The organism is Lysobacter sp. Root604 (assembly GCF_001427505.1).
Taxonomy (GTDB): Bacteria; Pseudomonadota; Gammaproteobacteria; order Xanthomonadales; family Xanthomonadaceae; genus Lysobacter.
In genome coordinates this window covers 1,581,705-1,605,433 of sequence record NZ_LMGS01000001.1, presented here as the reverse complement: position 1 = coordinate 1,605,433, position 23,729 = coordinate 1,581,705, and the positions used below count along the sequence as shown (strand labels likewise).

Annotated in this window: 21 protein-coding genes and 2 tRNA genes; 10 read left to right on the top strand and 13 right to left on the bottom strand. The window is 68.0% G+C overall.

All coding sequences use genetic code 11. The annotated features are described in order from the left end of the window. The first annotated feature begins 389 nt into the window (after positions 1 to 389). A complete protein-coding gene (locus tag ASD69_RS07310) occupies positions 390 to 887 on the top strand; it encodes a CinA family protein (protein WP_056175695.1) in 498 nt (165 codons plus the stop codon). Positions 888 to 938: 51 nt separating this feature from the next. On the opposite strand, the gene ASD69_RS07305 is transcribed toward ASD69_RS07310, so the two are convergent. Beyond that, entirely contained in the window at positions 939 to 1,880 is a 942-nt protein-coding gene (locus ASD69_RS07305) for a helix-turn-helix domain-containing GNAT family N-acetyltransferase (RefSeq protein ID WP_056175693.1), read from the bottom strand. Between the two features lie 117 nt (positions 1,881 to 1,997). Here ASD69_RS07305 and lexA point away from each other — a divergent pair, with 117 nt between their 5' ends. From lexA to ASD69_RS07270, 8 genes are all read left to right on the top strand, one after another. Continuing rightward, entirely contained in the window at positions 1,998 to 2,645 is a 648-nt protein-coding gene (gene lexA / locus ASD69_RS07300; protein ID WP_056175690.1) for a transcriptional repressor LexA, read from the top strand. A gap of 227 nt (positions 2,646 to 2,872) precedes the next feature. Further along, entirely contained in the window at positions 2,873 to 3,073 is a 201-nt protein-coding gene (locus ASD69_RS21150; protein ID WP_082576320.1) for a KTSC domain-containing protein, read from the top strand. A 173-nt stretch (positions 3,074 to 3,246) separates the two neighbouring features. Next, the gene (gene recA, locus ASD69_RS07295; protein ID WP_056175687.1) at positions 3,247 to 4,284 is read left to right on the top strand and encodes a recombinase RecA; all 1,038 of its coding nucleotides are present in this window, start codon (positions 3,247 to 3,249) and stop codon (positions 4,282 to 4,284) included. Between the two features lie 54 nt (positions 4,285 to 4,338). Beyond that, a complete protein-coding gene (gene recX, locus ASD69_RS07290; protein ID WP_082576319.1) occupies positions 4,339 to 4,896 on the top strand; it encodes a recombination regulator RecX in 558 nt (185 codons plus the stop codon). Positions 4,897 to 5,062: 166 nt separating this feature from the next. Then, positions 5,063 to 7,696, top strand: coding sequence for an alanine--tRNA ligase (gene alaS / locus ASD69_RS07285; protein ID WP_056175684.1), 2,634 nt, complete (start codon positions 5,063 to 5,065; stop codon positions 7,694 to 7,696). Between the two features lie 155 nt (positions 7,697 to 7,851). Next, a complete protein-coding gene (csrA, locus tag ASD69_RS07280; RefSeq protein WP_055899964.1) occupies positions 7,852 to 8,055 on the top strand; it encodes a carbon storage regulator CsrA in 204 nt (67 codons plus the stop codon). Between the two features lie 69 nt (positions 8,056 to 8,124). Beyond that, positions 8,125 to 8,217, top strand: a tRNA-Ser gene (locus ASD69_RS07275). A 142-nt stretch (positions 8,218 to 8,359) separates the two neighbouring features. Continuing rightward, positions 8,360 to 8,436: transfer RNA gene (locus ASD69_RS07270), tRNA-Arg, on the top strand. Between the two features lie 132 nt (positions 8,437 to 8,568). On the opposite strand, the gene ASD69_RS07265 is transcribed toward ASD69_RS07270, so the two are convergent. The 11 genes from ASD69_RS07265 to ASD69_RS07215 form a co-directional block, all read right to left on the bottom strand. After that, the gene (locus ASD69_RS07265) at positions 8,569 to 9,411 is read right to left on the bottom strand and encodes a YwqG family protein (RefSeq protein WP_082576318.1); all 843 of its coding nucleotides are present in this window, start codon (positions 9,409 to 9,411) and stop codon (positions 8,569 to 8,571) included. A gap of 53 nt (positions 9,412 to 9,464) precedes the next feature. Further along, positions 9,465 to 10,184, bottom strand: a complete 720-nt coding sequence (locus tag ASD69_RS07260) for a response regulator (protein ID WP_056175678.1) — start codon at positions 10,182 to 10,184, stop codon at positions 9,465 to 9,467. Then, entirely contained in the window at positions 10,181 to 12,832 is a 2,652-nt protein-coding gene (locus ASD69_RS07255) for a sensor histidine kinase KdpD (protein ID WP_056175675.1), read from the bottom strand. Before ASD69_RS07255 ends, ASD69_RS07260 begins: the two co-directional genes overlap by 4 nt. A 137-nt stretch (positions 12,833 to 12,969) precedes the next feature. Beyond that, entirely contained in the window at positions 12,970 to 13,575 is a 606-nt protein-coding gene (kdpC, locus tag ASD69_RS07250) for a potassium-transporting ATPase subunit KdpC (RefSeq protein WP_056175672.1), read from the bottom strand. 29 nt (positions 13,576 to 13,604) lie between these two features. Further along, a complete protein-coding gene (gene kdpB / locus ASD69_RS07245) occupies positions 13,605 to 15,626 on the bottom strand; it encodes a potassium-transporting ATPase subunit KdpB (protein WP_235567181.1) in 2,022 nt (673 codons plus the stop codon). A 28-nt stretch (positions 15,627 to 15,654) separates the two neighbouring features. Continuing rightward, complete coding sequence (kdpA, locus tag ASD69_RS07240; RefSeq protein ID WP_056175666.1) at positions 15,655 to 17,484, bottom strand: potassium-transporting ATPase subunit KdpA; 1,830 nt, start codon at positions 17,482 to 17,484, stop codon at positions 15,655 to 15,657. A 138-nt stretch (positions 17,485 to 17,622) separates the two neighbouring features. Continuing rightward, a complete protein-coding gene (locus ASD69_RS07235) occupies positions 17,623 to 17,715 on the bottom strand; it encodes a potassium-transporting ATPase subunit F (RefSeq protein WP_056175663.1) in 93 nt (30 codons plus the stop codon). Between the two features lie 12 nt (positions 17,716 to 17,727). Continuing rightward, positions 17,728 to 18,453: a TorF family putative porin gene (locus ASD69_RS07230; RefSeq protein WP_235567161.1), complete on the bottom strand. Its 726-nt coding sequence runs from the start codon at positions 18,451 to 18,453 to the stop codon at positions 17,728 to 17,730. Between the two features lie 144 nt (positions 18,454 to 18,597). Further along, entirely contained in the window at positions 18,598 to 19,455 is an 858-nt protein-coding gene (locus ASD69_RS07225) for an alpha/beta hydrolase (protein ID WP_056175658.1), read from the bottom strand. After that, positions 19,452 to 20,252 (bottom strand): bifunctional hydroxymethylpyrimidine kinase/phosphomethylpyrimidine kinase, encoded by an 801-nt coding sequence (thiD, locus tag ASD69_RS07220; RefSeq protein ID WP_056175657.1) that lies wholly within the window; start codon positions 20,250 to 20,252, stop codon positions 19,452 to 19,454. Before thiD ends, ASD69_RS07225 begins: the two co-directional genes overlap by 4 nt. A gap of 193 nt (positions 20,253 to 20,445) precedes the next feature. Continuing rightward, positions 20,446 to 20,811, bottom strand: coding sequence for a helix-turn-helix transcriptional regulator (locus tag ASD69_RS07215; RefSeq protein WP_056175654.1), 366 nt, complete (start codon positions 20,809 to 20,811; stop codon positions 20,446 to 20,448). A gap of 308 nt (positions 20,812 to 21,119) precedes the next feature. Here ASD69_RS07215 and ASD69_RS07210 point away from each other — a divergent pair, with 308 nt between their 5' ends. Continuing rightward, the gene (locus ASD69_RS07210) at positions 21,120 to 22,163 is read left to right on the top strand and encodes a hypothetical protein (RefSeq protein WP_056175650.1); all 1,044 of its coding nucleotides are present in this window, start codon (positions 21,120 to 21,122) and stop codon (positions 22,161 to 22,163) included. A gap of 73 nt (positions 22,164 to 22,236) precedes the next feature. On the opposite strand, the gene ASD69_RS07205 is transcribed toward ASD69_RS07210, so the two are convergent. Further along, the gene (locus ASD69_RS07205; protein WP_056175645.1) at positions 22,237 to 23,634 is read right to left on the bottom strand and encodes a PhoH family protein; all 1,398 of its coding nucleotides are present in this window, start codon (positions 23,632 to 23,634) and stop codon (positions 22,237 to 22,239) included. Positions 23,635 to 23,729 lie beyond the last annotated feature (95 nt).

The following is a 23,729-nucleotide window of genomic DNA, read 5'->3' as shown; positions in this document are numbered from 1 at the left end:
GCCTCCCGGTCGCGACTTACGTCGCTCCTACCCCAAAGCAGGGCCATTCTGTGGGAGCGGCGTGAGCCGCGATTTCGCGGTGGCCGGAGTCGCGCGATCGCGGCTTGCGTCGCTCCCACAGGCCGCGACGGCTTCGAGTGGCGCTTTCGCTTCGTGGCCTCCCGGTCGCGACTTACGTCGCTCCTACCCCAAAGCAGGGCCATTCTATGGGGGCGGCGTGAGCCGCGATTTCGCGATGGCCGAAGTCGCGCGATCGCGGTTTACGCCGCTCCCACAGGAAGCGACGGTCCTTGGCGTGGCGATGGCCCGGACCCGGCGTTCCACTCGCGCCGCCCCAGCGTTGCCAGATCCCGCAAAGCGTCGGCGCGGCGGGCCGTTATAGTGCGCGCATGACCGACGTCTCCGATGCCGCCCTGCAAGACCTCGCCGAACAGGTAGGCGAGGCCGCCCGCAGCCACCACCACATGCTGGTCACCGCCGAAAGTTGCACCGGCGGCTGGATCGCCAAGACCCTGACCGACATCGCCGGTTCCTCGGGCTGGTTCGAATGCGGCATGGCCGCCTACAGCTACGAAGCCAAGCAATCGCTGCTGAGCGTGCGCCCGCAGACCCTGGAGCAGTTCGGCGCGGTCAGCCGCGAGACCGTGATCGAGATGGTCTCCGGCGCCCTGGCCAATACCGGCGCCACCCTGGCGGTCGCGGTCACCGGCATCGCCGGCCCCGGCGGCGGCACCGAGGACAAGCCGGTCGGCACGGTCTGGATCGCCTGGAAGCGCCGCGGCGGCTATCCCAAGGCCGAGGTCTTCCATTTCGCCGGCGACCGCGAGGCGGTGCGCCGCCAGACCGTGGCCGCGTCGCTGCAGGGCATGCTGGCGCTGGCGACCTGATTCCTCACCGGCGTCCGGCCCGCTGCCAGGCGCCATCGCCCGTTGTCGCGCTCAATCCAGATCGCGCTCCCACACCTGCCCGATCAGATCGTGGCCGAAACTGTGGTGCGGGTACTGCTCGATCAATTGGAAGCCGCGGGCTTCGTAGATCCGGCGCGCCGCGCTCAGCAGGTCGTTGGTCCACAGGCGCATGCGCGCATAGCCGGCCGCACGCGCGAATTCCAGACAGGTATCCACCAGGCGCTGGCCGACGCCCAGCCCGCGCGCGCGCGGATCGACCAGCAGGCAGCGCAGTTGCGCGGTGTCGGCCTGGTCCTGGTTGCGGACCACGAACACGCAGCCGATGCGCTCGCCGTCGAGTTCGGCGACCCAGCAGCGCTCGTAGCGGGGATCGTGCTCGCCGGCGAAAGCCGCGAACAGTTTGGCCACCAGGGCCTCGAACTCGCCGTTCCAGCCGTACTCGTCGGCGTACAGGCGGGCATGGCGTTCGATCGCCCAGCCGATGTCGCCGATGCCATGCTCGCGGACGAGGACGCGCTGCGCGGGCGGCAGCGCCTGCGGGGTCAGCGCGCGCTGGATGTCGCCGGTCGCCCGCAGCAGGCGCTCGCGCTGCAGCGGCGGCAGCGCCGCCAGCATGTCCGCGGTGGCTTGGTGGGAATTACGATCGAGCAGGGCGAAGGTCTCGCGACCCCGCGCCGACAAGGTGAGCTCGTAGCTGCGCGCGTCCTGCCGCGAGCGCGTCTTCTCGACCAGCCCGGCCTCGGCGAAGCCCTGCAGGATCCGGCTCAGGTAACCCGGGTCCAGGCCCAGTTCCTCGCCGATCGCGCGCGCGGCGACCGGTTCGCGCTGGGCGAGTTCGAACAGCACGCGCGCCTGGGTCAGCGTATAGGGGCTGTCCAGCAGGTCCTCGCGCAGCACGTCGATCTGGCGCGTGTAGAAGCGGTTGAAGGAGCGGACGGCGTCGACTTGGGCGGTTTCGACTTCGATGGCCATGGCGGATGCGCGGGGTGGGGGCGAGTCTGTAATCTGATCAATATGTTTGACTCAGTCAAATAAAATCCGGATGAGCGGTCTTGCTCGCAGGGGTTGTTAGTAGTAATACTGCTAACCATGGACCTGACCGATACCCAGCAAGCCATGCTCGCGCTGATCGCTGAACGGATCGAAGCCGAGGGATTCCCGCCGTCGCAGACCGAGATCGCCAAGGCCTTCGGTTTCAAGGGCGTGCGGGCCGCGCAGTACCACCTGGAGGCGCTCGAGGCCGCCGGTGCGATCGAACGCACCCCGGGCCGCGCGCGCGGCATCCGCGTGCTGCAGCCGCCGCCGGCGCAGCAGGGCCGGTTGGCGCTGCTGGCCGCCAACGACGAAGCCCTGCGCCTGCCGGTGCTGGGCCAGGTCGCGGCCGGGCGGCCGATCGGCTCCGGCGCCCAGCTCGACGCCGACAACTACGTGCTGCTGGATCGCAACATGTTCTTCCCGTCGCCCGACTACCTGCTCAAGGTCAAGGGCGATTCGATGCGCGACGAGGGCATTTTCGACGGCGACCTGATCGGCGTGCACCGCACCGGCGACGCGCGCTCGGGCCAGATCGTGGTCGCGCGCATCGACGACGAGATCACGGTCAAGCTGCTGAAGATCGGCAAGGACCGCATCCGCCTGCTGCCGCGCAATCCCGATTACGCGCCGATCGAGGTCCAGCCCGATCAGGATTTCGCGATCGAGGGTTTGTACTGCGGTCTGGTCCGGCCCAACCGTTGAGCGCGCTTAGGAGGTGCCAGATGGCTACAAAGAGATCCGGCTCGTTCAGGGGCGCTAAGCCGCTCAGGCCACTTAAACCTCTCAAACCTCTCAAACCGCTTGATCGGATGCAAAACATGCAAACGATGCCTGCTATGGGCAAGAAGACATGGGTCCGTGCCCACTGGCGCTATGACTACGCTACTGGCAGGCACGAGTGGGTTGAAGGGCATTGGAGGGCCTAGTTCATGCAGATGATAGGTGTTTCTTCGTCAGCAATTTCTGCAGTGGGTTATGACCCCTCCACCATGAGGCTTCGGATTCGTTTTGTTGAGGGGCACTCGTACGATTTCTATCGTGTTCCACAGCATGTTTACGATGGCCTTATGCGAGCCAGGTCTAAGGGCGGCTATTACAACGACCACATCAGAGATAGATATCAAGGCTAGCGTGGTCCTGACACGTTTATGCGGGGAAATCTGACCCTCCCCATAGCCGTAGGCCGACTCCAAATCCTCTGCTGGGTAGATAAATTTTCTTCAGGCGCGACGATCTCAACCTCTGAGACCCGCGTCCTCTACATTGCCTTCCAACACGACACCGACTCTTTAAGGACACCACGATGGACGAGAACAAGAAGCGCGCCCTGTCGGCCGCCCTGGGCCAGATCGAGAAGCAGTTCGGCAAGGGCTCGGTGATGCGCATGGGCGACCGCGCGGTCGAAGTGGCCGAGGTCATCGGCACCGGTTCGCTGATGCTCGACATCGCGCTGGGCATCGGCGGCCTGCCCAAGGGCCGCGTGGTCGAGATCTACGGTCCGGAATCCTCGGGCAAGACCACCCTGACCCTGCAAGCCATCGCCGAATGCCAGAAGAAGGGCGGCACCGCCGCCTTCATCGACGCCGAGCATGCGCTGGACCCGATCTACGCCGCCAAGCTCGGCGTCAACGTCGACGACCTGCTGCTGTCGCAGCCCGACACCGGCGAACAGGCGCTGGAAATCGCCGACATGCTGGTGCGCTCGGCGGCGGTGGACATCGTGGTGATCGACTCGGTCGCCGCGCTGACCCCCAAGGCCGAAATCGAAGGCGAGATGGGCGACCAGCTGCCGGGCCTGCAGGCGCGTCTGATGAGCCAGGCACTGCGCAAGCTGACCGGCAACATCAAGCGCTCGGGCACCCTGGTGGTGTTCATCAACCAGCTGCGCATGAAGATCGGCGTGATGATGCCCGGCCAGAGCCCGGAAACCACCACCGGCGGCAACGCGCTCAAGTTCTACGCCTCGATCCGCCTGGACATCCGCCGCATCGGCGCGATCAAGAAGGGCGACGAGATCATCGGCAACCAGACCAAGATCAAGGTGGTCAAGAACAAGCTGGCGCCCCCGTTCAAGCAGGTCGTCACCGAAATCCTCTACGGCGAGGGCATCTCGCGCGAGGGCGAACTGATCGACATGGGCGTGGAAGCCAAGCTGGTCGAAAAGTCCGGTGCCTGGTACAGCTGCGGCGACGAGCGTATCGGTCAGGGCAAGGAAAACGCCCGCCAGTACCTCAAGGAGAATCCCGAGGTCGCCAACCGCCTCGAGGCCGCTCTGCGCGAGAAGTTCGTCCCGACCGACGTCAAGCGCGACGAAGTCGACGCCGAAGGCCAGGACGACTGAGGCAGCCGGTGCCGGCGGCCGACGTCGGCACCCTTGGCTTGAGCCCGATCGGATATGCACGAAGACGAACCGCTGCATGACTCGGAGCCCAGTCCCGGCTCCACCGATGGCGACCGCCCCGAGGGCGGGCGCAGCGGACGTCGCCGCGGCGGTCGCGAGCAGAGCCCGACCCAACGCGCCCTGGGTCTGCTGACCCGGCGCGAGCACTCCAGGAAGGAGTTGCAACGCAAGCTCACCTCGCGCGGCATGGACGCCGGCGAGGTCGAGACCGCCATCGAGGCCTTGTCCGGCCTGGGTTGGCAGGACGACGCCCGCTTCGCCGAAAGTCTGGTGCGCAGCCGCGCCAGCAGCGGGTACGGCCCGGTCCGAGTCCGCGCCGAGCTGGCCACCCACGGGCTGGACAGCGAGGCCATTGCCCGCGCGCTGGACAGCTACGAGGGCGATTGGCTGGAGAACGCCCGCGACCTGGTCCGACGCCGCTTCGGCGGGCCGTCCGACGGGTCTGCCGGGGAGGATCTGGCCCTGCGCCGCAAGGCCGCCGACTTCCTGATACGCCGGGGTTTCGACGGCGAACGGGTGCGGAAAGCGACTCGTTTCGATCCCGACGACTGAACGCAAGCCGAAAACGCTTGCGGACTCCGCGCAACAGGGGCCGGAGCCTGTTAGGCTACGCGGCTTTCGGGTTTTGGGTTGCCTGTTCCAGTCGACGCCCCCATCGTGAGGGCAGAGGCCCTGGACCGCCAGTCCGGCCCGGTCCTATCGAGTTCGCGCGTCAGGCATGAAAACCACCAACGAAATCCGTAGCGATTTCCTCGAGTTCTTCCGTGGCAAGGGTCACACCATCGTTCCGTCTGCGCCCCTGGTGCCGGCCAACGACCCGACCCTGCTGTTCACCAACTCGGGCATGGTCCAGTTCAAGAACGTGTTTCTCGGTAGCGAGAAGCTCGGCTACGTACGTGCGGCCGACGTTCAGCGCTGCCTGCGCGCCGGCGGCAAGCACAACGACCTCGACCAGGTCGGCTACACCGCGCGCCACCACACCTTCTTCGAAATGCTGGGCAACTGGTCGTTCGGCGACTACTTCAAGGAAGACGCGATCGCCTGGGCCTGGGAGCTGCTGACCGGCGTGTGGGGCCTGGCGCCTGAGCGCCTGCTGGTCACGGTCTACCACACCGACGACGAAGCCTTCGATATCTGGAACAAGAAGATCGGCGTGCCGGCCGATCGCATCGTGCGCATCGGCGACAACAAGGGCGCGCCGTACGCGTCGGATAATTTCTGGCAGATGGCCGACACCGGCCCCTGCGGTCCCTGCACCGAGATCTTCTACGACCACGGCGAGCACATCGCTGGCGGCCCGCCGGGTTCGCCCGACGAGGACGGCGACCGCTACATCGAGATCTGGAACCTGGTGTTCATGCAGTTCGACCGCCAGCCCGACGGCAGCCTGATGCCGCTGCCGGCGCCCTGCGTCGACACCGGCATGGGCCTGGAGCGTCTGGCCGCGGTGCTGCAGCACGCCCACAGCAATTACGAAATCGACCTGTTCCGCCGCCTGATCCAGGCCGCCGCGGAATTCACCTCCACCGCCGATCTCGACAACAAGTCGCTGCGGGTGATCGCCGATCACATCCGCGCCTGTTCGTTCCTGATCGTCGACGGCGTGCTGCCGTCCAACGACGGCCGCGGCTATGTGCTGCGCCGGATCATCCGCCGCGCGCTGCGCCATGGCTGGATGTTGGGGCAGAAGAGGCCGTTCTTCCATCTGATGGTGCCGGCGCTGGTCGAAGTGATGGGCGACGCTTATCCGGAGTTGGCGGCCAAGCGCGAGTTCGTCGAACGCGCGCTGCTCGCCGAGGAGGAGCGTTTCTCGCAGACCCTCGACTCGGGCATGCGCATCTTCGACGAAGTGGCCGAGCGCTCGACCGGTGTGATCCCCGGTAATGACGTGTTCCGCCTCTACGACACCTACGGTTTTCCGACCGACCTGACCGCCGACATCGCGCGCGAGCGCGGCCTGGCCCTGGACATGGAGGGCTACGACGCCGCCATGGCCAAGCAGAAGCGGGACAGCCGCGATGGCGCCGACTTCGGCAGCAAGACCACGATGCCGGCGGAACTCGCCGCCAGGCTCGCCCCGACCGAATTCCTCGGCTACGACCGTCTGACCGAGGGCGGCCTGGAAGTGGTCGCCTTGCTGCGCGATGGCATGCCGGTCGACCAGATATCCGCCGGCGACGCCGCGGTGGTGATCCTCGATCGCACCCCGTTCTATGCCGAAAGCGGCGGCCAAGTCGGCGATGCCGGCGAGCTCGACGAAGCCGGCACCCGCTTCCTGGTCCGCGACACCCAGAAGTTCGCCGGTCAGTTCCATGGCCACCTCGGCGAGCTGACCGCCGGAACCCTGAAGCGCGGCGACCGCGTCCTGGGCGCCGTCGACGAGGCGCGCCGCGCTGCGACCGTGCTCAACCATTCTGCGACCCACCTGCTGCATGCGGCCCTGCGCCGCCTGCTCGGCGACCATGTGACCCAGAAGGGCTCGCTGGTCGCCCCGGACCGCCTGCGTTTCGATTTCTCGCACTTCAACCCGGTGACCGACGCCGAGCTCGCCGAGATCGAGCGCCAGGTCAACGCCGACGTGCGCCACAACTACGCGGCCGAAGTCCACCAGATGGGCATGCAGGAAGCCCTGGATTTCGGCGCGATGGCGCTGTTCGGCGAGAAATACGGCGACCGTGTGCGGGTCCTGCGCATGGGCGAGGCCTCCACCGAGCTCTGTGGCGGCACCCACGTTTCGCGTACCGGCGACATCGGCCTGTTCAAGATCGTCTCCGAGAGCGGCGTCCAGGCCGGCGTGCGCCGGATCGAGGCGGTGACCGGGCAGGGCGCTCTGGACCACGTCACCGAGGAGGAGCAGCGCCTGGAAGAGGCCGCTCGCCTGCTCGGCGGCAACCCGTCGGACTTGTCCGACAAACTGCGGTCGCTGTTGGACCGGCAGAAGAAACTCGAACGCGAACTCGAAGCCATCAAGGCGAAGGCGGCCTCCGGGGCCACCTCCGACCTGGCCGCCTCGGCGGCCGACATCCAGGGGGTCAAGATCATCGCGACCCGCCTGGAGGGCTTCGACGCCAAGGCCCTGCGCGAGGCGGTCGACCGCCTCAAGCAGCAGCTGGGCGACGCGGTGATCCTGCTGGCGGGCGCCAGCGAGGGGAAGGCGGCTTTGGTCGCAGGAGTGAATGGAAGCGCGACCGGCAAGGTCAAGGCGGGGGAACTGCTCGCCCACGTTGCCGGTCAGATCAACGGCAAGGGCGGCGGCCGCGCCGACATGGCGCAGGGCGGCGGAGATGACGGTCCGGCCTTGTCTCAGGCCCTGGCTGGTGTCGCAGGCTGGGTCGAGAGTAGGTTAATCTGAACGGCGAACAGTGACTTCTATCGCTTGCGGCCGATTTTGGCCGCTGGCTAAGATGGTTCACGTTTGTGTACAAAACTGTAAGCGATTTCCGTGATGGTGCATGCGGAATGTCGCCAACGCCGGCAAACGAATTGCCGGCACGAGGAGGTTTTCCAATGCTGATCCTGACGCGTCGCGTCGGTGAGACCCTGATGATCGGCGACTCGGTGACCGTCACCGTGCTCGGCGTCAAGGGCAACCAGGTGCGTATCGGTATTACCGCACCGAAAGATGTCGCTGTGCATCGCGAAGAGATCTACCAGCGCATCCAGCGCGGCGAAGAACCGGCCGACGACTCCGGCAAAAACGCGGCAGGCTGATAAAAAAGTTTGCCGCGCGCGGGATGAGCCGTTATGCTTCCCGCCCGCAAACGCTGTACGTGTTTCCGCGGAGACTTGCCCGAGAGGCCGAAGGGGCTCCCCTGCTAAGGGAGTATGGGGTCAAAAGCTCCATCGAGGGTTCGAATCCCTCAGTCTCCGCCAGTTGTCACGAAGGCCGCCTTGGGGCGGCTTTTGTCTGCGGAAGGTTTCGCTCGTAAGCGTTAAATGCGAGCGAAATCGAACGTAGAAAAAGCATCGAAATGTTTGACGATTTAGAGCGGTTCCGTCATAATTCTTCGACTGCGCGCCCGTAGCTCAGCTGGATAGAGCACCAGGCTACGAACTTGGGGGTCGGGAGTTCGAATCTCTCCGGGCGCACCATATAAAAAGCAAAAAGGCCGACAAGCGAACCTTGTCGGCCTTTTTGCTTTGCGCCACGCGCGACTGAGTTGCTGTCGTGGTGTTAGGGACAAATGCGCCGGCCGGTTCGAGGTGCCATCCAAGGCCGATCGATCAGCTGCACTGCAGGATCAGCCAGGTCCGATCGAAGCGATGTTCGCGCAGATCCTGCTCGCGGATCCACAGGTAGAGCAGGCCGCAGTCGCCCCACATCATGCCCTTCTCCTCGTCGCTGGCGATCTGCATGAGTAGGCTCCAATGCGGCGCGTTGCCCTCCAGCTCCTTGCGGCGCGGATCCTGGTAGCCGCTGCTGTCGCCGCAGTACAGGCCGTTGCTGACCAACTCGCACTCCAGCTCCTGGCCGCTTTGGACGTTGTACGAGTGGCCCAGCAACTGGCTCTCGCCGTCGCCGATCTCCTCACGAAGCTCGAAGAGACGTTCTCGCTCGTTGTCGTCGAGGTCGTAATCAGCCAGCACGCTTTCGGGGTCGGGTAGCTGTGCGCAGCTAGCGAACGCCAGTGGGGCCGGTGCGAATCGGTACTCCGCGTCCAGGTCGTCGGGAAAGCGGCAGGTCGCCAGTTCGCTGGCGTCGCCTTCATGGAACAACAACCGCTTGCCGTCGGCATCCTTGAGGTCGAAGCCCCAGGGCTGTTCCTGTGCGTCGTAGAACAGATACAGCCAGCCGCGTTCGGGCAGGCGGCCATCGCGGTCGTAGGGCTGGGCCTGTGCCAGATCGATCTGCACGATGAAGGCCAAGGGCCGGCCATCGCGTCGCGGCCAGGCCACCTGCGGAGGCAGGTCCGGCTGCCCGCCGACGCGCGAAACGCCGAGGGGCAGGGCGTCGGCGGCGACCTCGCCGTGTAGGGCGATGCCGTTGCGCAACTTTGGCCGGGCCCGCTCGAAAACGGCGGAGAGTCCGTGTTCCTGAAACTTGCCTTGCAGCTGCTCAGGGGTCATGCACCGATTTCCTGGAGGAGAGAGATAGTCGCGGTTGCCTGCCGCGCGCCGAGTCAGCGCCGCTCGATAAACCGCAAACCCACGCCCGGCTCGGTAACGATGTAGCGCGGCGCCGCCGCGTCGTCGCCCAGCTTGTGGCGCAGTTTGCCGACCAGGATGCGCAGGTAGTGGGTGTCTTGCTGATGGGTAGGCCCCCACAGCTCGCGCAGCAGCTGCGGCTGGGTGACCACGCGGCCGGCGTGCTGAACCAGCAGGGCGAGCAAGGCGTACTCCTTGCGCGCCAGGGCGACGCTCTCGCCGTCCAGGCGGACCTCGCGCCGCGCCAGATCGACGCGCAGGCGGCCGTCGTCGAACACCGGCAGCGCTTCGCCCTGGGTCGCGTGCGAGCGCAGCAGGGCGCGCACGCGCGCCATCAGCTCCTGTACGCCGAAGGGCTTGGTCACGTAGTCGTTGGCGCCGGCATCGAGCGCGGCGACCTTCTCGGCTTCGCCGGCGCGCACGGTGAGCAGGATCACCGGCACCGAGGACCATTGGCGCAGCTCGCGCAACACCTCATGGCCGTCGCGATCGGGCAGGCCCAGGTCGAGGATCACCAGATCGGCGCCGTGGGTGGCCAGCGCCTCCAGGCCGCCGGCGCCGGTGTCGGCGGTTTCCACCGCGTAACCCTGCGCGCGCAGACTGATGTCGAGGAACTTGCGGATCTGCGGCTCGTCGTCGACCACCAGCACGCGTGCGGTCTGGGTGGCGGCACTGGCGGCGGAGTCCTCGGTCATGCGGTGGCGGGCGCGGCGGGTTCGATGGGGGGCAGGGTAATGCGGATCGTGGTGCCGCGGCCATCCGCACCGGGCAGGGCTTCGACGCTGCCGCCGTGGGCGCCGATCATGCCCTGGCAGATCGCCAGGCCCAGGCCGGTGCCCTGGCGGCCGCGATCGCCGCGCTCGACGCTATAGAACATGTCGAAGATGCGCTTGCGCTCGTCCTCGGGAATGCCGGGGCCGCGGTCGCGCACGTCGATGCGCAGTTGCTCGTCGACACGGCGCGCCTCGACCGTGACCACCTCGCCCGGCGGGGAGAATTTGGCCGCGTTCTCCAGCACGTTGAACAAGGCCTGCTCGACCAGCGCCGGGTGCACCCAGATCGGTCCCAGCCCGGGTTCCAGGCGCAGTTCGAAGCGCGCGTTCGGCTCGTAGCGCTGCAAACGCGTGACCGCCGAGCCGATCAGCTCGTCGACGCCGATCCAATCGCGATTGAGGGTGAGCCCGCCGTGGCCGAGCCGGGTCATGTCCAGCAGGTTCTGGATGTAGCGGTCCAGGCGCTCGCCTTCGATGCGCACCGTCTCCAGCAGGCTGTGGCGGTCCTCGCGGCTCATCGCCTCGGCGTAGTTGTCCAGGCTACTGGCCGCGCCGATGATCGCCGCCAGCGGCGAGCGCAGGTCGTGCGACACCGACGACAGCAGCGCCGAGCGCAGGCGCTCGGTTTCGCCGCTGACGCGCGCGTTCTCCAGGTCGGCGACCAGGCGCGTGCGCACCGCCGCCTGGGCGATGTCCTCGGCCATGGCCTCGGCCAGGCGCTGCTGCTCCGGCCCAAGCCGGCCCATGCCTTGCGCAAAGCGCAGGCCGATCACGCCGCCGTCGCCGCCGCTGGCCAGCGGCAGGAACCACCAGTCCGAGCCGGCCAGGGTGTCGGTGTAGCGCCCGGCCGGCTGGCGGTGGCGCAGGCTCCAGTCGGCGGCCGCGCGGTCCTTGTCGCTCAGCTCGGGCAGGTCGGCGCCGTGCGCGCTCGCATCGCCGACGCGCACGATCGCGTCCGCGCCCAGCGAGCGCCGCAGCGCATCGCGGCCGGCCTGGGTAACCTGGCCCAGATCGGCGGCCGCGGCGAGCTGGCGGCCCAGGGTCTGCAGCGCGATCGCGTGCGCGTTGGCCGCGCGCAGCGCCAGCACCTGGGTGCGCAGTTTCGAGGCCAGGCGCCCGGCGACCAGGGCCGCGACCAGGAACAGCACCACCGTGGTCACGCCCTGGCTGGCGCCGATCAGCAGGGTGTAGCGCGGATCGATGAAGAAGAAGTTGTAGGCGAAGAAGCACAGCACCGCCGCGATCACCGCCGCGGTCATGCGCGTGCGCGCGGCCACCACCACCACCGCGACGATGAAGATCAGCGACAGATCGTCCAGGCCGATCCAGCGTTCGGCGATCCACGCCAGCGCGGTGGCCATGGCGGCCGCGATCACCGCCAGGCCGGCGTCGGAGCGGGTCAGCAGGCCGCGCAGCGGGCGCAGCGCGCGACGCGCCTTGGCGCGCGCTTCCGGCGTGCTGACGATGGTCAGCTCGTAGTGGGCGCCGCGCTGGATCAGCTGCTGGGTAAGGGTGCGGTTGAACATGCGCGCGAACGGGCGCTCGCGCGTGCGCCCGAGCACGATCGCGCTGACGCCGGCGCGCGCGGCGTGGTCGAGCAGGGCGTCGACGATGCTGGGGCCGTGCAGCACCACCGCATCGCCGCCGAGGCGGCGCGCGAGGGCGAAGGCGCGGTCGAGTTCGAGCTGCTGGGCGTCCTGCGGCGCGGCGCCGGTCTGCACCGTCACCACCGTCCAGGGGGCGTCGCGGCGTTCGGCCAGGCGGCGCGCGATCCGCACCAGGTATTCGGATTGGCCGCGGCCGTCGATCGCGACCAGCACGCCGCGCCGCAGCGGCACGCCGGGCAGGCCGCGCGCGGTCTGGGCCTCGCGCAGGTCGCTGTCGACGCGATCGGCGGCGGTCTGCATCGCCAGCTCGCGCAAGGCGGTGAGGTTGCTGGGCGAGAAGAAGGCCTGCAGCGCATGCGCGGCCTGCTCGGGCACGTAAACCTTGCCCTGCTGCAGGCGCTCGATCAGTTCGCGCGGCGGCAGGTCGACCAGGACGATGTCGCGCAGGCGGTCGAACAGCGCATCGGGCACGGTCTCGGCGACGCGCACGCCGGTGATGCGGTGGACGACGTCGTTGAGGCTTTCCAGGTGTTGGATGTTGACGGTGCTGTAGACGTCGATGCCGGCGTCCAGCAGTTCCACCACGTCCTGCCAGCGTCGTTCGTGGCGACTGCCGGGCGCATTGCGGTGCGCGAGCTCATCGACCAGGGCCAGTTTGGGCCGGCGTGCGAGCAGGGCATCGAGGTCCATTTCCTCGATCGTGCGGCCTTGGTAGTCGATGCGCTTGCGCGGCAGCAGCTCCAGGCCCTCGACCAGGGCGCCGGTCTCGGCGCGGCCGTGGGTCTCGACGATGCCGACCACGACTTCGCTGCCGCGGCGCTGCAACTCGCGCGCGCGGCTGAGCATGGCGTAGGTCTTGCCCACGCCGGGCGCGGCGCCGAGGAAAACGGTCAGGCGGCCGGCGCCCTGGCGTTGGAGTTCGCCGATCAGGGCGTCGGCCTGGGCGCTGCGGGCATCGGTCATGGGCGGCATTGTGCGCTCCGAATTATCGGCGGCGTAGTGAAGACGTGGGCGGCGCCTCGTCGGTGCTTGCGACGCGGGGGCGCCTTGCGTCGCGTTGCGCCCTCGCCGCCGCGAAGGGCGCAACGCGGGCGCCGGGGCTAGCGCCGCGCGTCCAGCGCCAGATTGAGTTCCAGCACGTTGACGCGCGGTTCGCCCAGCACGCCGAACTGGCGCGGCTGCGTGTGCGCGACCACCAGCGCATCGACCTCGGCGGCCGACAGGCCGCGCGCCTTGGCGACGCGCGCGACCTGCACCTGCGCCGCGCGCGGCGACAAATGCGGGTCCAGGCCGCCGCCGGACTGGGTAGTCAGCTCGGCCGGTACGTCGGACAACGCGATGCCGTCGCGTTCGGCGACCGCCAGCGCGGTCTCGGCCATGCGCTTGCGCAGGTCCGGATTGGTGCGCGCCAGGTTGCTGCCGGCGGCGGCCATCGGGTCGTAGTTGGCGGCCGAGGGACGCGGCTGGAAGTAGCGCGCGTCGTCGAACGGCTGCGCCACCAGGATCGAGCCGCGCGCCTGGCCGTCCAGCATCGCCAGGCTGCCGGTGGCCTGCCAGGGAAAGGCCAGTCGGCCCAAGGCGGCGCCGACCAGGGAGTACAGCAGGCCGAAGCCGAGCAGGGCGACCAGGGCGAACAGCAGCGGCGCGCGCGCGCCGATGCGATCGTCGATCGCGACGGCCTGAGGGTTGTGGGTAGCGGTGTTCATCGGAAGTCCTAGGGAGGAGGGCGCTGGCGTCAGGAGAGCGCGGCCAAGGCCATGTCGATCAGCTTGATGCCCACGAACGGCAGCAGCACGCCGCCGACGCCGTAGATCAGCATGTTCCGGCGCAGCAGCACGACCGCGCTGGCGGGCTTGAAGCGCACGCCGGCCAGGGCCAGCGGAATCAGCGCCGGGATGATGATCGCGTTGAAGATCAGCGCAGCCAGCACGGCGTTGCTCGGGCTCGACAGCCGCATCACGTTCAAGGCCGCCATCTGCGGGATCGCCGCGGCGAACAGCGCCGGCAGGATCGCGAAGTACTTGGAGACGTCGTTGGCGAGCGAGAACGTGGTCAGCGCGCCGCGCGTGATCAGCTGTTGTTTGCCGACCTCGACCACCGCCAGCAGCTTGGCCGGGTCCGAGTCCAGATCGACCATGTTGCCGGCCTCCTTGGCGGCCTGGGTGCCCGAGTTCATGGCCAGGCCGACGTCGGCCTGGGCCAGCGCCGGAGCGTCGTTGGTGCCGTCGCCGACCATCGCGACCAGACGGCCGCCGGCCTGCTCGGCGCGGATGCGCGCGAGCTTATCCTCCGGCCGCGCCTCGGCGATGTAGTCGTCGACACCGGCCTCGGCGGCGATCGCGGCGGCGGTCAGCGGGTTGTCGCCGGTGATCATCACCGTGCGCACGCCCATCGCGCGCAGCCGGGCGAAGCGTTCCTTTACGCCGTGCTTGACCACGTCGGACAGTTCGACCACGCCCAGGACGTGGCGGCCTTCGGACACCACCAGCGGGGTGGCGCCGCCGCGCGCGACCTGTTCGATGCGCGCGGCGAGTTCGGGCACGACCTGGCCGCCCAGCGAGCGCACGTATTGGCCGATCGCATCGCCGGCGCCCTTGCGGATCGCGCGGCCGTCTTCCAGATCGACGCCGGACATGCGCGTCTGCGCGGTGAACTGCAGGTAGTGCGCGCGCTCGGGCTCGGCCACCGCGCTGTGCTGCTCGCGCGCCAGGCGCACGATCGACTTGCCTTCCGGGGTCGGGTCGGCCAGCGACGACAGCAGGGCGGCATCGCGCAGTTGGCTGCGGTCGACGCCGGCCAGCGGATGGAAGGCGGTGGCCTGACGGTCGCCGTGGGTGATGGTGCCGGTCTTGTCCAGCAGCAGTACGTCGACGTCGCCGGCCACTTCCACCGCCTTGCCGGATTTCGCCAGCACGTTGGCCGACAGCGCGCGGTTCATGCCGGCGATGCCGATCGCCGGCAGCAGGCCGCCGATGGTGGTCGGGATCAGGCACACCAGCAGGGCGATCAGCAGCAGCGGATCGAGCTTGGCGCCGACGAAGCCGGCCAGCAGCGGCAGGGTCGCGACCACGATCAGGAAGGTCAGCGTCATCGCCGCCAACAGCATGGTCAGGGCGATCTCGTTCGGGGTCTTCTGGCGGTTGGCGCCTTCGACCAGCGCGATCATGCGGTCCAGGAAGCTGCCGCCCGGCTCGGCGCTGACCCGCACCACGATCCAGTCCGACAGCACCTTGGTGCCGCCGATCACGCCGGAGCGGTCGGTGCCGGCCTCGCGCAGCACCGGCGCGGATTCGCCGGTGACCGCCGACTCGTTGATGCTGGCCACGCCTTCGACGATCTCGCCGTCGGCCGGAACCAACTCGTTCTCCGACACGATCACCAGATCGCCGGGCTTGAGCTGGGTGGCGGCCACGCGCGTCTCGGCGCGGCGGTCGTCGAGCCGGCGCGCGACCAGGTCGCGGCGCGCGGCGCGCAGGGACGCGGCCTGGCCGCGCCCGCGCGCTTCGGCCACGGCCTCGGCGAAGTTCGCGAACAGCACGGTGACGAACAGCACCAGCGTGACCGCGATACCGAAGCCGAGGCGGCCGGGCGTGGTGAAGGTGATCAGCGCCGACAGGATCGTGCCCAGCAGCACGATCGCCATCACCGGGCTGCGCAGGGCCTGGCGCGGCGACAGTTTGCGGAAGGATTCGAGCAGGGCGATGCGCAAGGCCGCGCCGTCCAGCCCGGCCGCGGCATGGCGGCGTTGGGTACCCAAATGTGTTTGTTCGCTCACGGTCATTACCTCAGAGAGCCGGCGACGGCGAGATGGCGGTCGACGCGGCGGCCAGCGACAGGTGATCGGCCACCGGGCCCAGCACCAGCGCAGGCATGAATTGCAGGACGGTCAGGATCGCGATCACCGCGATCAGGGTCAGGGCGAAGGTCGGCGTTTCGACGTGCAGGGTGCCGCTGCCTTCCGGGGCGACGCGTTTGCGCGCGAGCAGGCCGGCCACGGCCAGGGGCACGATCAGGGCCGGATAGCGGCCCAGCGCCAGCACCGCCGAACAGCTCAGGTTCCACCAGTAGGTCGCGTCGCCCAGGCCTTCGAAACCCGAACCGTTGTTGGCGAAGGCCGAGGTGTACTCGTAGAACACCTGGCTGATGCCGTGGAAACCCGGATTGGAGTTGCCGGTGATCGAGGGCAGCGCCAGCGTCAGCGCGGTGAAGCCCAGCACCACCAGCGGCTGCAACAGGATCAGCAGCGCCAGCAGGCGCACCTCGGGCGCTTCGATCTTGCGTCCGAACAGCTCGGGCGTGCGCCCGGTCATCAGCCCGGCCAGGAACACCGCCAGTAGCAGATAGACCAGGAACTGCTGCAGGCCGCAGCCGATGCCGCCCCAGATGGCGTTCACCAGCATGTTGACCAGGGCCACGCCGCCGGTCAGCGGCGCCAGCGAATCGTGCATGGCGTTGACCGAGCCGTTGCTGGTCTGGGTGGTGACCGCCGTCCACAGCGCCGAGGTGGTGGCGCCGAAACGCACTTCCTTGCCTTCCATCAGCGCGCTGTCGGTGCTGGTCGGCGAGTACGCCTCCGACCACACCGTGGCGCCGGTGGAGACGGCCGACATCAGCAGCATGCTGCCGAACACCATCGCGGTGAGCCGGCGGCGGCCGGTGAAGGGACCGATCATGAAGGTCACCGAGATCGGGATCAGCACGATCGCGAGGATTTCGAGCAGGTTGGAGAACGGCGTCGGATTTTCCAGCGGCACCGCGCTGTTGGGGCCGTACCAGCCGCCGCCGTTGGTGCCCAGTTGCTTGGCCGCGACCATGGGCGCGACCGGGCCCAGCGGGATCTTCTGCTCCTTCATCTCCACCGAGGCGTCGATCGGCCGCACGCTGGGGCCGGCGCTCAGCGTCGAGGGCACGCCCTGCGCGGTCAGCATCAGCGCCCACAGCAGGCACAGCGGCAGCATGAAGCGCAGGGTGGCGCGGGTCACGTCGGCCCAGTAGTTGCCCAGGTCGCGGGCCTCGCCTTCCGCGGGCGCAGCGGCCTTGACCGGCTGACGCGCGCCGTACACCGGCCCCGAGGTCGGTTCGCGCGGCGTGGCGCTCGCGTCGGCGTTGTCGCAGGCATCCTGGCGCGCCTCCATCGCCTGACGGCCGCCAAACAAGCCGCGCAAGGTCGCTACCACCATCGCCAGGCCCATCATCGGCGTCACCACCTGCAGGCCGACGATGCCGACCATCTGCGAGAGGTAGCTCAGCTGCGCCTGGCCGGAGTAGTGCTGCTGATTGGTGTTGGTCAGGAACGACACCATCGTGTGCAGCGCGGTGTCCCAACGCAGGTTCGGGATGTCGTCGGGATTCAACGGCAGCCAGGCCTGGGTCATGAACTGCAGCCACACCAACACGGCCAAAACCAGATTGCTCAGCGCGAAGGCCTTGGCGTAACCGCGCCAGCTCATGCCGCGCGTCGGGTCGGTGCCGAGCGCGCGATAGATCGTGCGTTCGAACGGTCCGAACACACGGTCCAGCTTGGAGGGCGCGCCGCGCATCACGCGAGCGAGGTACAGGCCCAAGGGCCAGCCCAGGGCGATCGCGAGCGCGAATACTAGAAGAATGTCGATCATCGTCGTCAACCAGACAGAAAGTGATCCGCGACGAACCCTCCAGGGCTGCCGCGGATGGCGCGCGGGCCTGGCATCGCCGGGCCCGCGTCATCGATGTCGCCGCGTCGCCATCCAGGCGCCGCGTGCCGTCCAGCGCGCTTAGAAGTCTTCCGGGCGCAGGACGACGTAGAGCAGGTAGGCGCCGGCGACGAGCGCCGATACCGCGCAAACCAGAGCGAGCCAGGCAGGCATGAGGTGACTCCCTTAGAAGGATGCTTGCAGCGCCGCTTCGATGCGGTCGCCTGCGTAGTCGTCGCCGAAGATCTTCTTGGCGCCGGAATCGGTGGCGTGCGCGGTCAGGCGCAGCTCCAGCGGGGCCTTGATCGCCCACACCGCGCTCAGCTGGCCGTGCGCATAGCTCTCGTTGTAGACGTCGTCGAGGTAGTAGTAGCCGGCGGCGGCTTCGAGGCGGAACTTGTCGTTGATCGGGAACTTGGCGCCGAGTTGGGTGTAGACGCCGCTGTCGCGGCTGCCCAGCGCTTCGTTCGAATAGCCCAGCGACAGCCAGTAGTTATCGGCGTAGGTCAAAGTACCGTTGAGCTCGGTCCAGTTGAGGTCGACCGTGGTCGAGGGGTAGCGGTAGTGCAGGACGTTGACGTCCAGCGCCCAGTCCTTGGAAAGCTTGCCGGCCCAACCGAGCGTAAAGTCCAACTCGCTGCTGGCGTGGGTGCTGGGCGCGAACTCGACGTTCGATCCCCACACCGACCCGTAGAAGCCGGAGTCGCCGGCGAACTTGAAGCCGGCCTGCGCGGCCGGGTCGCCTTGGGTCTGGGTGGTACCGCGCCAGACGTAGTCGGTGGTCAGCGCGGCATTGCCGGTGAGCGTGCCGGCATCGGCGCGTGCGCCCAGGGCGAGCAGGCCGATGCCGCTGCAGACGGCGAAAATCAGGGGAGTGGACGCCTCGCGCAGGCGCAGCGGTTGCATCGACATTTCGGGTTCCGAGTTGCGAACGAAGCCGGATCGGCCACATCGCCATTCTCGAAACCCGAGCCGTAAAACCTCCATTCCGCCCGCGGCGGCGGGCGTAAATTCAGCGTAAAACCCGCCTGCGAACGCTTAGCGCAAGCGCGGCGTTCAGCGTGCGAGCAGCGCGGCGATCGCGCTGGGCTGCTTCATCCAGGCGAAATGGTCGGCGCGGGTACCCAGCATGCGGCCGTCCAGGGTCTCGACCCGCGCCTGCGTGCGCGGCAGCTTGGACAACAGGAAGCGCAGCGAGGATTCCGGTGCCAGCCAGTCGCTGTCCAGCACCAGCGCGTGGGTGTCGACCTCGACTTGAGCCATCGCCGCCTCCAGGTCGATATCGACGCCGGCCGCGGCGTAGCGCCCGCTGAGCGCGCTGCGCGACCAGTCGCGGATCAGCCCGCGCGCCTCGTCGCCGCCGAAGCCGACCTTGCGGCCGGGCAGGGCGCCACGGCGGTCCGCCAGCCAGGACAGGAAGCGATAGGCGAACGGCAGCCACCAGCGCGAGCGCGGCGGAAACGCGCGCCAGTAGGGCGCGCCGCTGGCGACCAGCCACAAGCGCGTGGGGCGCTCGGCCGCGGCGTCGCGCGCAAGCAGGCCCAGCCGGCAGCAGGCAAGCTGCCCGCCCAGGCTGTGGCCGCCGAGGATGCGCGGCAGGTCCGGCAGTTGCGTCGCCACCGCCGTTTCGCTGCGCGGCAGATCGTGCAACAGCAATTCGCGGTAGCCCCAGTCGTGGGCGCGATCGGCGCGCAAGCTGCTGCCGCCGTTGCCGCGCCATTCGTGCACGAACACGGCGATGCCGCGCTCGGCCAGAGCCTGCGCGTAGGGCAGGTAGTGCTTGGCGGCCACGCCCAGCGCGGGCAGCCACAACAGGCTCGCCTGCGGCGCGCGCGGCACGCGCGCGAGCACATGCCAGCGATGGCCGTCGTCCGATTGCAGCGGCAGTTCCAGGGCTTGGATCGGATCGCTCATGCGGCGGCGCCGTAGTGGTCCAGCACCACGATATCGCTGCGACCGGGGCGATAGCCGCCGCGCAACGCGGCGTGCACGTAGTCGGCGCCGGCGTCGCAGGCCGCGCGCAGGTCGCGGCCCAGGGCCAGCTGCGCCGCAACGGCTGAGGCCAGCGTGCAGCCGGTGCCGTGCGCTTGCAGGCGCAAGCGCGGGTGCGCGATCGCGTGCAGGCCGTGTTCGTCGCCCAGGTAGTCGACCACGTCGCCGTCTCCGGCCAGATGGCCGCCCTTGAGCAGCACCGCGTTCGCGCCCAGCGCGCGCAGCGCGCCGATCGCGGCGCGCATCGCGGTTTGGTCGGCAATCGTCGTGCCCAGCAGCAGCTCGGCTTCGGGCAGGTTGGGGGTGATCACGGTCGCCAGCGGCAGCAGGCGGGTGCGCAGCGCGGCCAGGGCTTCGGGTTCGAGCAGGCGCGCGCCCGAGGTCGCGACCATGACCGGGTCCAGCACCACCCGCGGCGGCCGATAACGCTCCAGCGCCGCCGCCACGGTTTCGATGACCGCGGCATTGGCGAGCATGCCCAGCTTGACCGCGCGGATGTCGAAGTCTTCGAAGCAGGCGTCGATCTGGGCGCGCAGGAAGCCCAAGTCCGGGACATGCACCGCGCTCACCCCACGGGTGTGCTGGGCGGTCAGGGCGGCGATCGCGCTGAGCCCGTGCACCCGGTGGGCGGCGAAGGTCTTGAGGTCGGCCTGGATGCCGGCGCCGCCGCCGGAGTCGGACCCGGCGATGGTGAGGGCGGAAATCGGGGCAGGGGTCATCTAGGGCTGGCGCGGCGTGGGGTGGGGTCCGCAGACGATATCGCATCCCCCGGCCGCGCAGCCGTCACGGTCGTTCGCGCAAAACCGGGAATTGCGGACACCGCGGCCCCCTCGCGGGGACGGTCGATAATGCGCCGTTTTCGCGGCCTACATTTTCGGCGCGCTCGTGGTGGTTTATACCCAGATCGGGGGATTAATAATTTCGCGATACCAACGAAATCAATCCGACGATTTGCTTTCTAATCTGGAAAGGGATTTTCCTCAGAGCATCCAAGCACTCCGATTCAATATCGTCCTGGGCGTAATCGTCGGTGCGCATGGCCGGGGTCCAGGCGTCCTCGCCGGGTTTGACCGGGCCGCGTCCGGTGCCCAGCCATTCCAGACAAACCCCGGTGGCCAAGGCTATCGCGATCAAATGATGCATCGAGGGATGGCTGCCGTCCTTGCGCTCCCACTGCGCGACCGCGCTGCGTTGTACGCCGACCATGTTGGCTAGGGCGAGTTGGGAAATCCGGGACAAACTACGGGCGCGCCGTATGCGCTCCGGTAAAGCCGCCATGGGTGATCTCCCCTAAGACTGTCCGGGATCATGCCTCAGTATTTCGCTAACGCGATAGCGCTACGAGGCACGATTGGTGTGGATTGAGTAACGCGTCACACGCGGAACCGCGTATCGGCGGGATATGCCCTATTTCGTCACCTCCGCAGCTATTCACGTTAGTGAAATCAGACGTTGCAGCATTATCAGACGGCGGATAAGCATTATCGTCACCGATGCATGCGCCCGCATCCGGTGTTTCTGGTGATTATTTCCTGCTGGTCAAACGCAATCTGGCGCCCTCTCAAAATTACGGATACGGGGGTTATATGCGTAAGAAAGGCAAAATACTGATCGCCCTGCTGGCTGTGGTACTGCCGGCGGCGGCCGTGGGTGTCGGCCTGTTCGGCACCAACACGACCGGTTTGGCGCCGGAAGGGATGCGGGGAGAACTGGCACAGGACATCGTGGCGCGATGGTCGCCTTATGTGGAACGCAATTACGGGGCGATGGGGGCCGGCTGGAGCGAGCGGATGGAGGGCACCCTGCAAACGGCGGACCTCGGCAACCTCGAACTGGCCGCCAGCGCGGGCAGCTTCGAGCAGATGAACGCCGCTTTGCTGGGCGGCGCGGGCGCCAGCGCCGCCGTGGCCGCGCAAGGCCAGCCCAACCTGCAACCCACCGCGCTGGGCTCGAGCGGCAGCGATCTGGTCTTCACCCCGCTGAGTCCCTGCCGGATTGTCGACACCCGCGTGGTCGGCGGCCCGATCCTGGCCGACGGCGAACGCAGCTTCAAGGGCTACACCGCGAGCGACTTCACCAGTCAGGGCGGCGCGCCGTCGAACTGCGGCATTCCGACCAATGCGGCCTCGCTGCAGGTCAAGATCACGTCGGTGTATCCGGGCGGCAACGGGTACTTCACCGCGTATCCGTTCAACGAAGCCAAGCCGCTGGCGTCGTCGCTGAACTACACCAACGGCTTCATCATGTCGAACGAGTCGTCGATCACCTTGTGCCGACCGGCTTGCACCAGCCAGTTCAACGTCTACAGCTACGCGCAGTCGGAGCTGGTGATCGACGTGACCGGCTACTTCATGGAACCGGAAGCCACCGCGCTGGACTGCACCGTGGCGCAAGCCAGCGGCTCGCTGGCGCTGTTGAGCGGCCTGCAGACCAAGACCATCGCGTGCCCGGCCGGCTATACGGTCACCGGCGGCGGTTGCGGCGGCGTGCTCGGCATCGCGATCAGCAACTCCGAACCCAACGTGGTCGGAGGCCAGCCGGTGGGCTGGAAGTGCGATCTGGTCGGTTCGCTGTTGAGCGTGCTCGGCTACCAGATCAACGCGACTTGTTGTCGCGTGCCCGGACGCTGACGGTACCGGCGAACGCAAGGGTACGAGTATCGGGAAGCCGGCCGCGAGGCCGGCTTCCCTTTTTGCGCATGGCTTACAGCACTTCCGAGGCGTAGTCCGCCAGGCGCGAACGCTCGCCGCGGCGCAGGGTCACGTGCGCGCTGTGCGCCCAGCCCTTGAAGCGGTCGACCGCATAGGTCAGGCCGGAGGTGGTCTCGGTGAGGTAGGGCGTGTCGATCTGTTCGACATTGCCCAGGCAGACGATCTTGGTGCCGGGGCCGGCACGCGTGATCAGGGTCTTCATCTGCTTCGGCGTGAGGTTCTGGGCCTCGTCCAGGATCAACCAGCGGCTGAGGAAGGTGCGCCCGCGCATGAAGTTCATCGAGCGGATCTTGATGCGCGAGGCGAGCAGATCGTTGGTGGCCGCGCGGCCCCAGGCGCCGCCTTCCTGGTTGTGGGTCAGCACTTCCAGGTTGTCGGTCAGCGCGCCCATCCACGGCGTCATCTTTTCCTCCTCGGTGCCGGGCAGGAAGCCGATGTCCTCGCCGACGCTGACCGTGGCGCGGGTCATGATGATCTCGCGATAGCGCTGCTGGTCCATGGTCTGGGCCAGGCCCGCGGCCAAGGCCAGCAGGGTCTTGCCGGTGCCGGCGGTGCCCAGCAGGGTGACGAAGTCGATCTCCGGATCCATCAGCGCGTTGAGCGCGAAGTTCTGCTCGCGGTTGCGCGCGATGATGCCCCACACCGCATGCTGGTTGTGGCGGTAGTCGTCGACGATCTGCAGGGTCACGCGGTCGTCGCCGACCTTGCTGACCTTGAGCTCGGACTCCTCGTCGCCGGGCAGGAACAGGAACTGGTTCGGATACCAGTCGTCGTCCGGGGTGCGCGCGATTTCGTAATAGGTGCGGCCCTTCTCGGTCCAGGACTTGAGGTCCTTGCCGTGGCGCTGCCAGAAATCCTCCGGCAGCGCGGTGGCGCCGGTGTAGAGCAGGCTGAAATCGTCCAGCGCGCGGTCGTTCTCGTAGTCCTCCGACGCGATTCCGGCGATCGCCGCCTTGATCCGCAGGTTGATGTCCTTGGACACGAACACCACCGGCACGCCTGGCTCGCTCTCCTTGAGGGCGAGGATGGCGCCCAGGATATGGTTGTCCGGGATGACCGCGCCGAAGCGCTTGCCGCTGTCGAAGGAGTCGGTCTGGAAGCGCAGCTTGCCGATGCTCTCCTGTCCGCGCAGCTGCAGGCCCTGCGGGCGCTTGAGGGTGATGCCGACGGCGATCTTGTCGGTACCCTCGACTTCGATCAGCTCGTTGAGGAAGCGGCTGACCTGACGCGCGTTGCGACTGGCTTCGGAGGTGCCTTTCTTGCCGTTGTCGAGCTCTTCGATGACCTGCATCGGCAGGTACACGTCGTGTTCCTGGAACTTGAACAGCGCGGTCGGGTCGTGCATCAGCACGTTGGTGTCGAGGACGTAGATGCGCTTGCTTCGGGTCATTCCGATGCCTCATGGCAGGTGGGTACGGCGCGGTGCGGATACGACGGGTGGAACGCGATGGCGCCGCCGTGCGCGCACGGCAGCGCCGCCGTGGC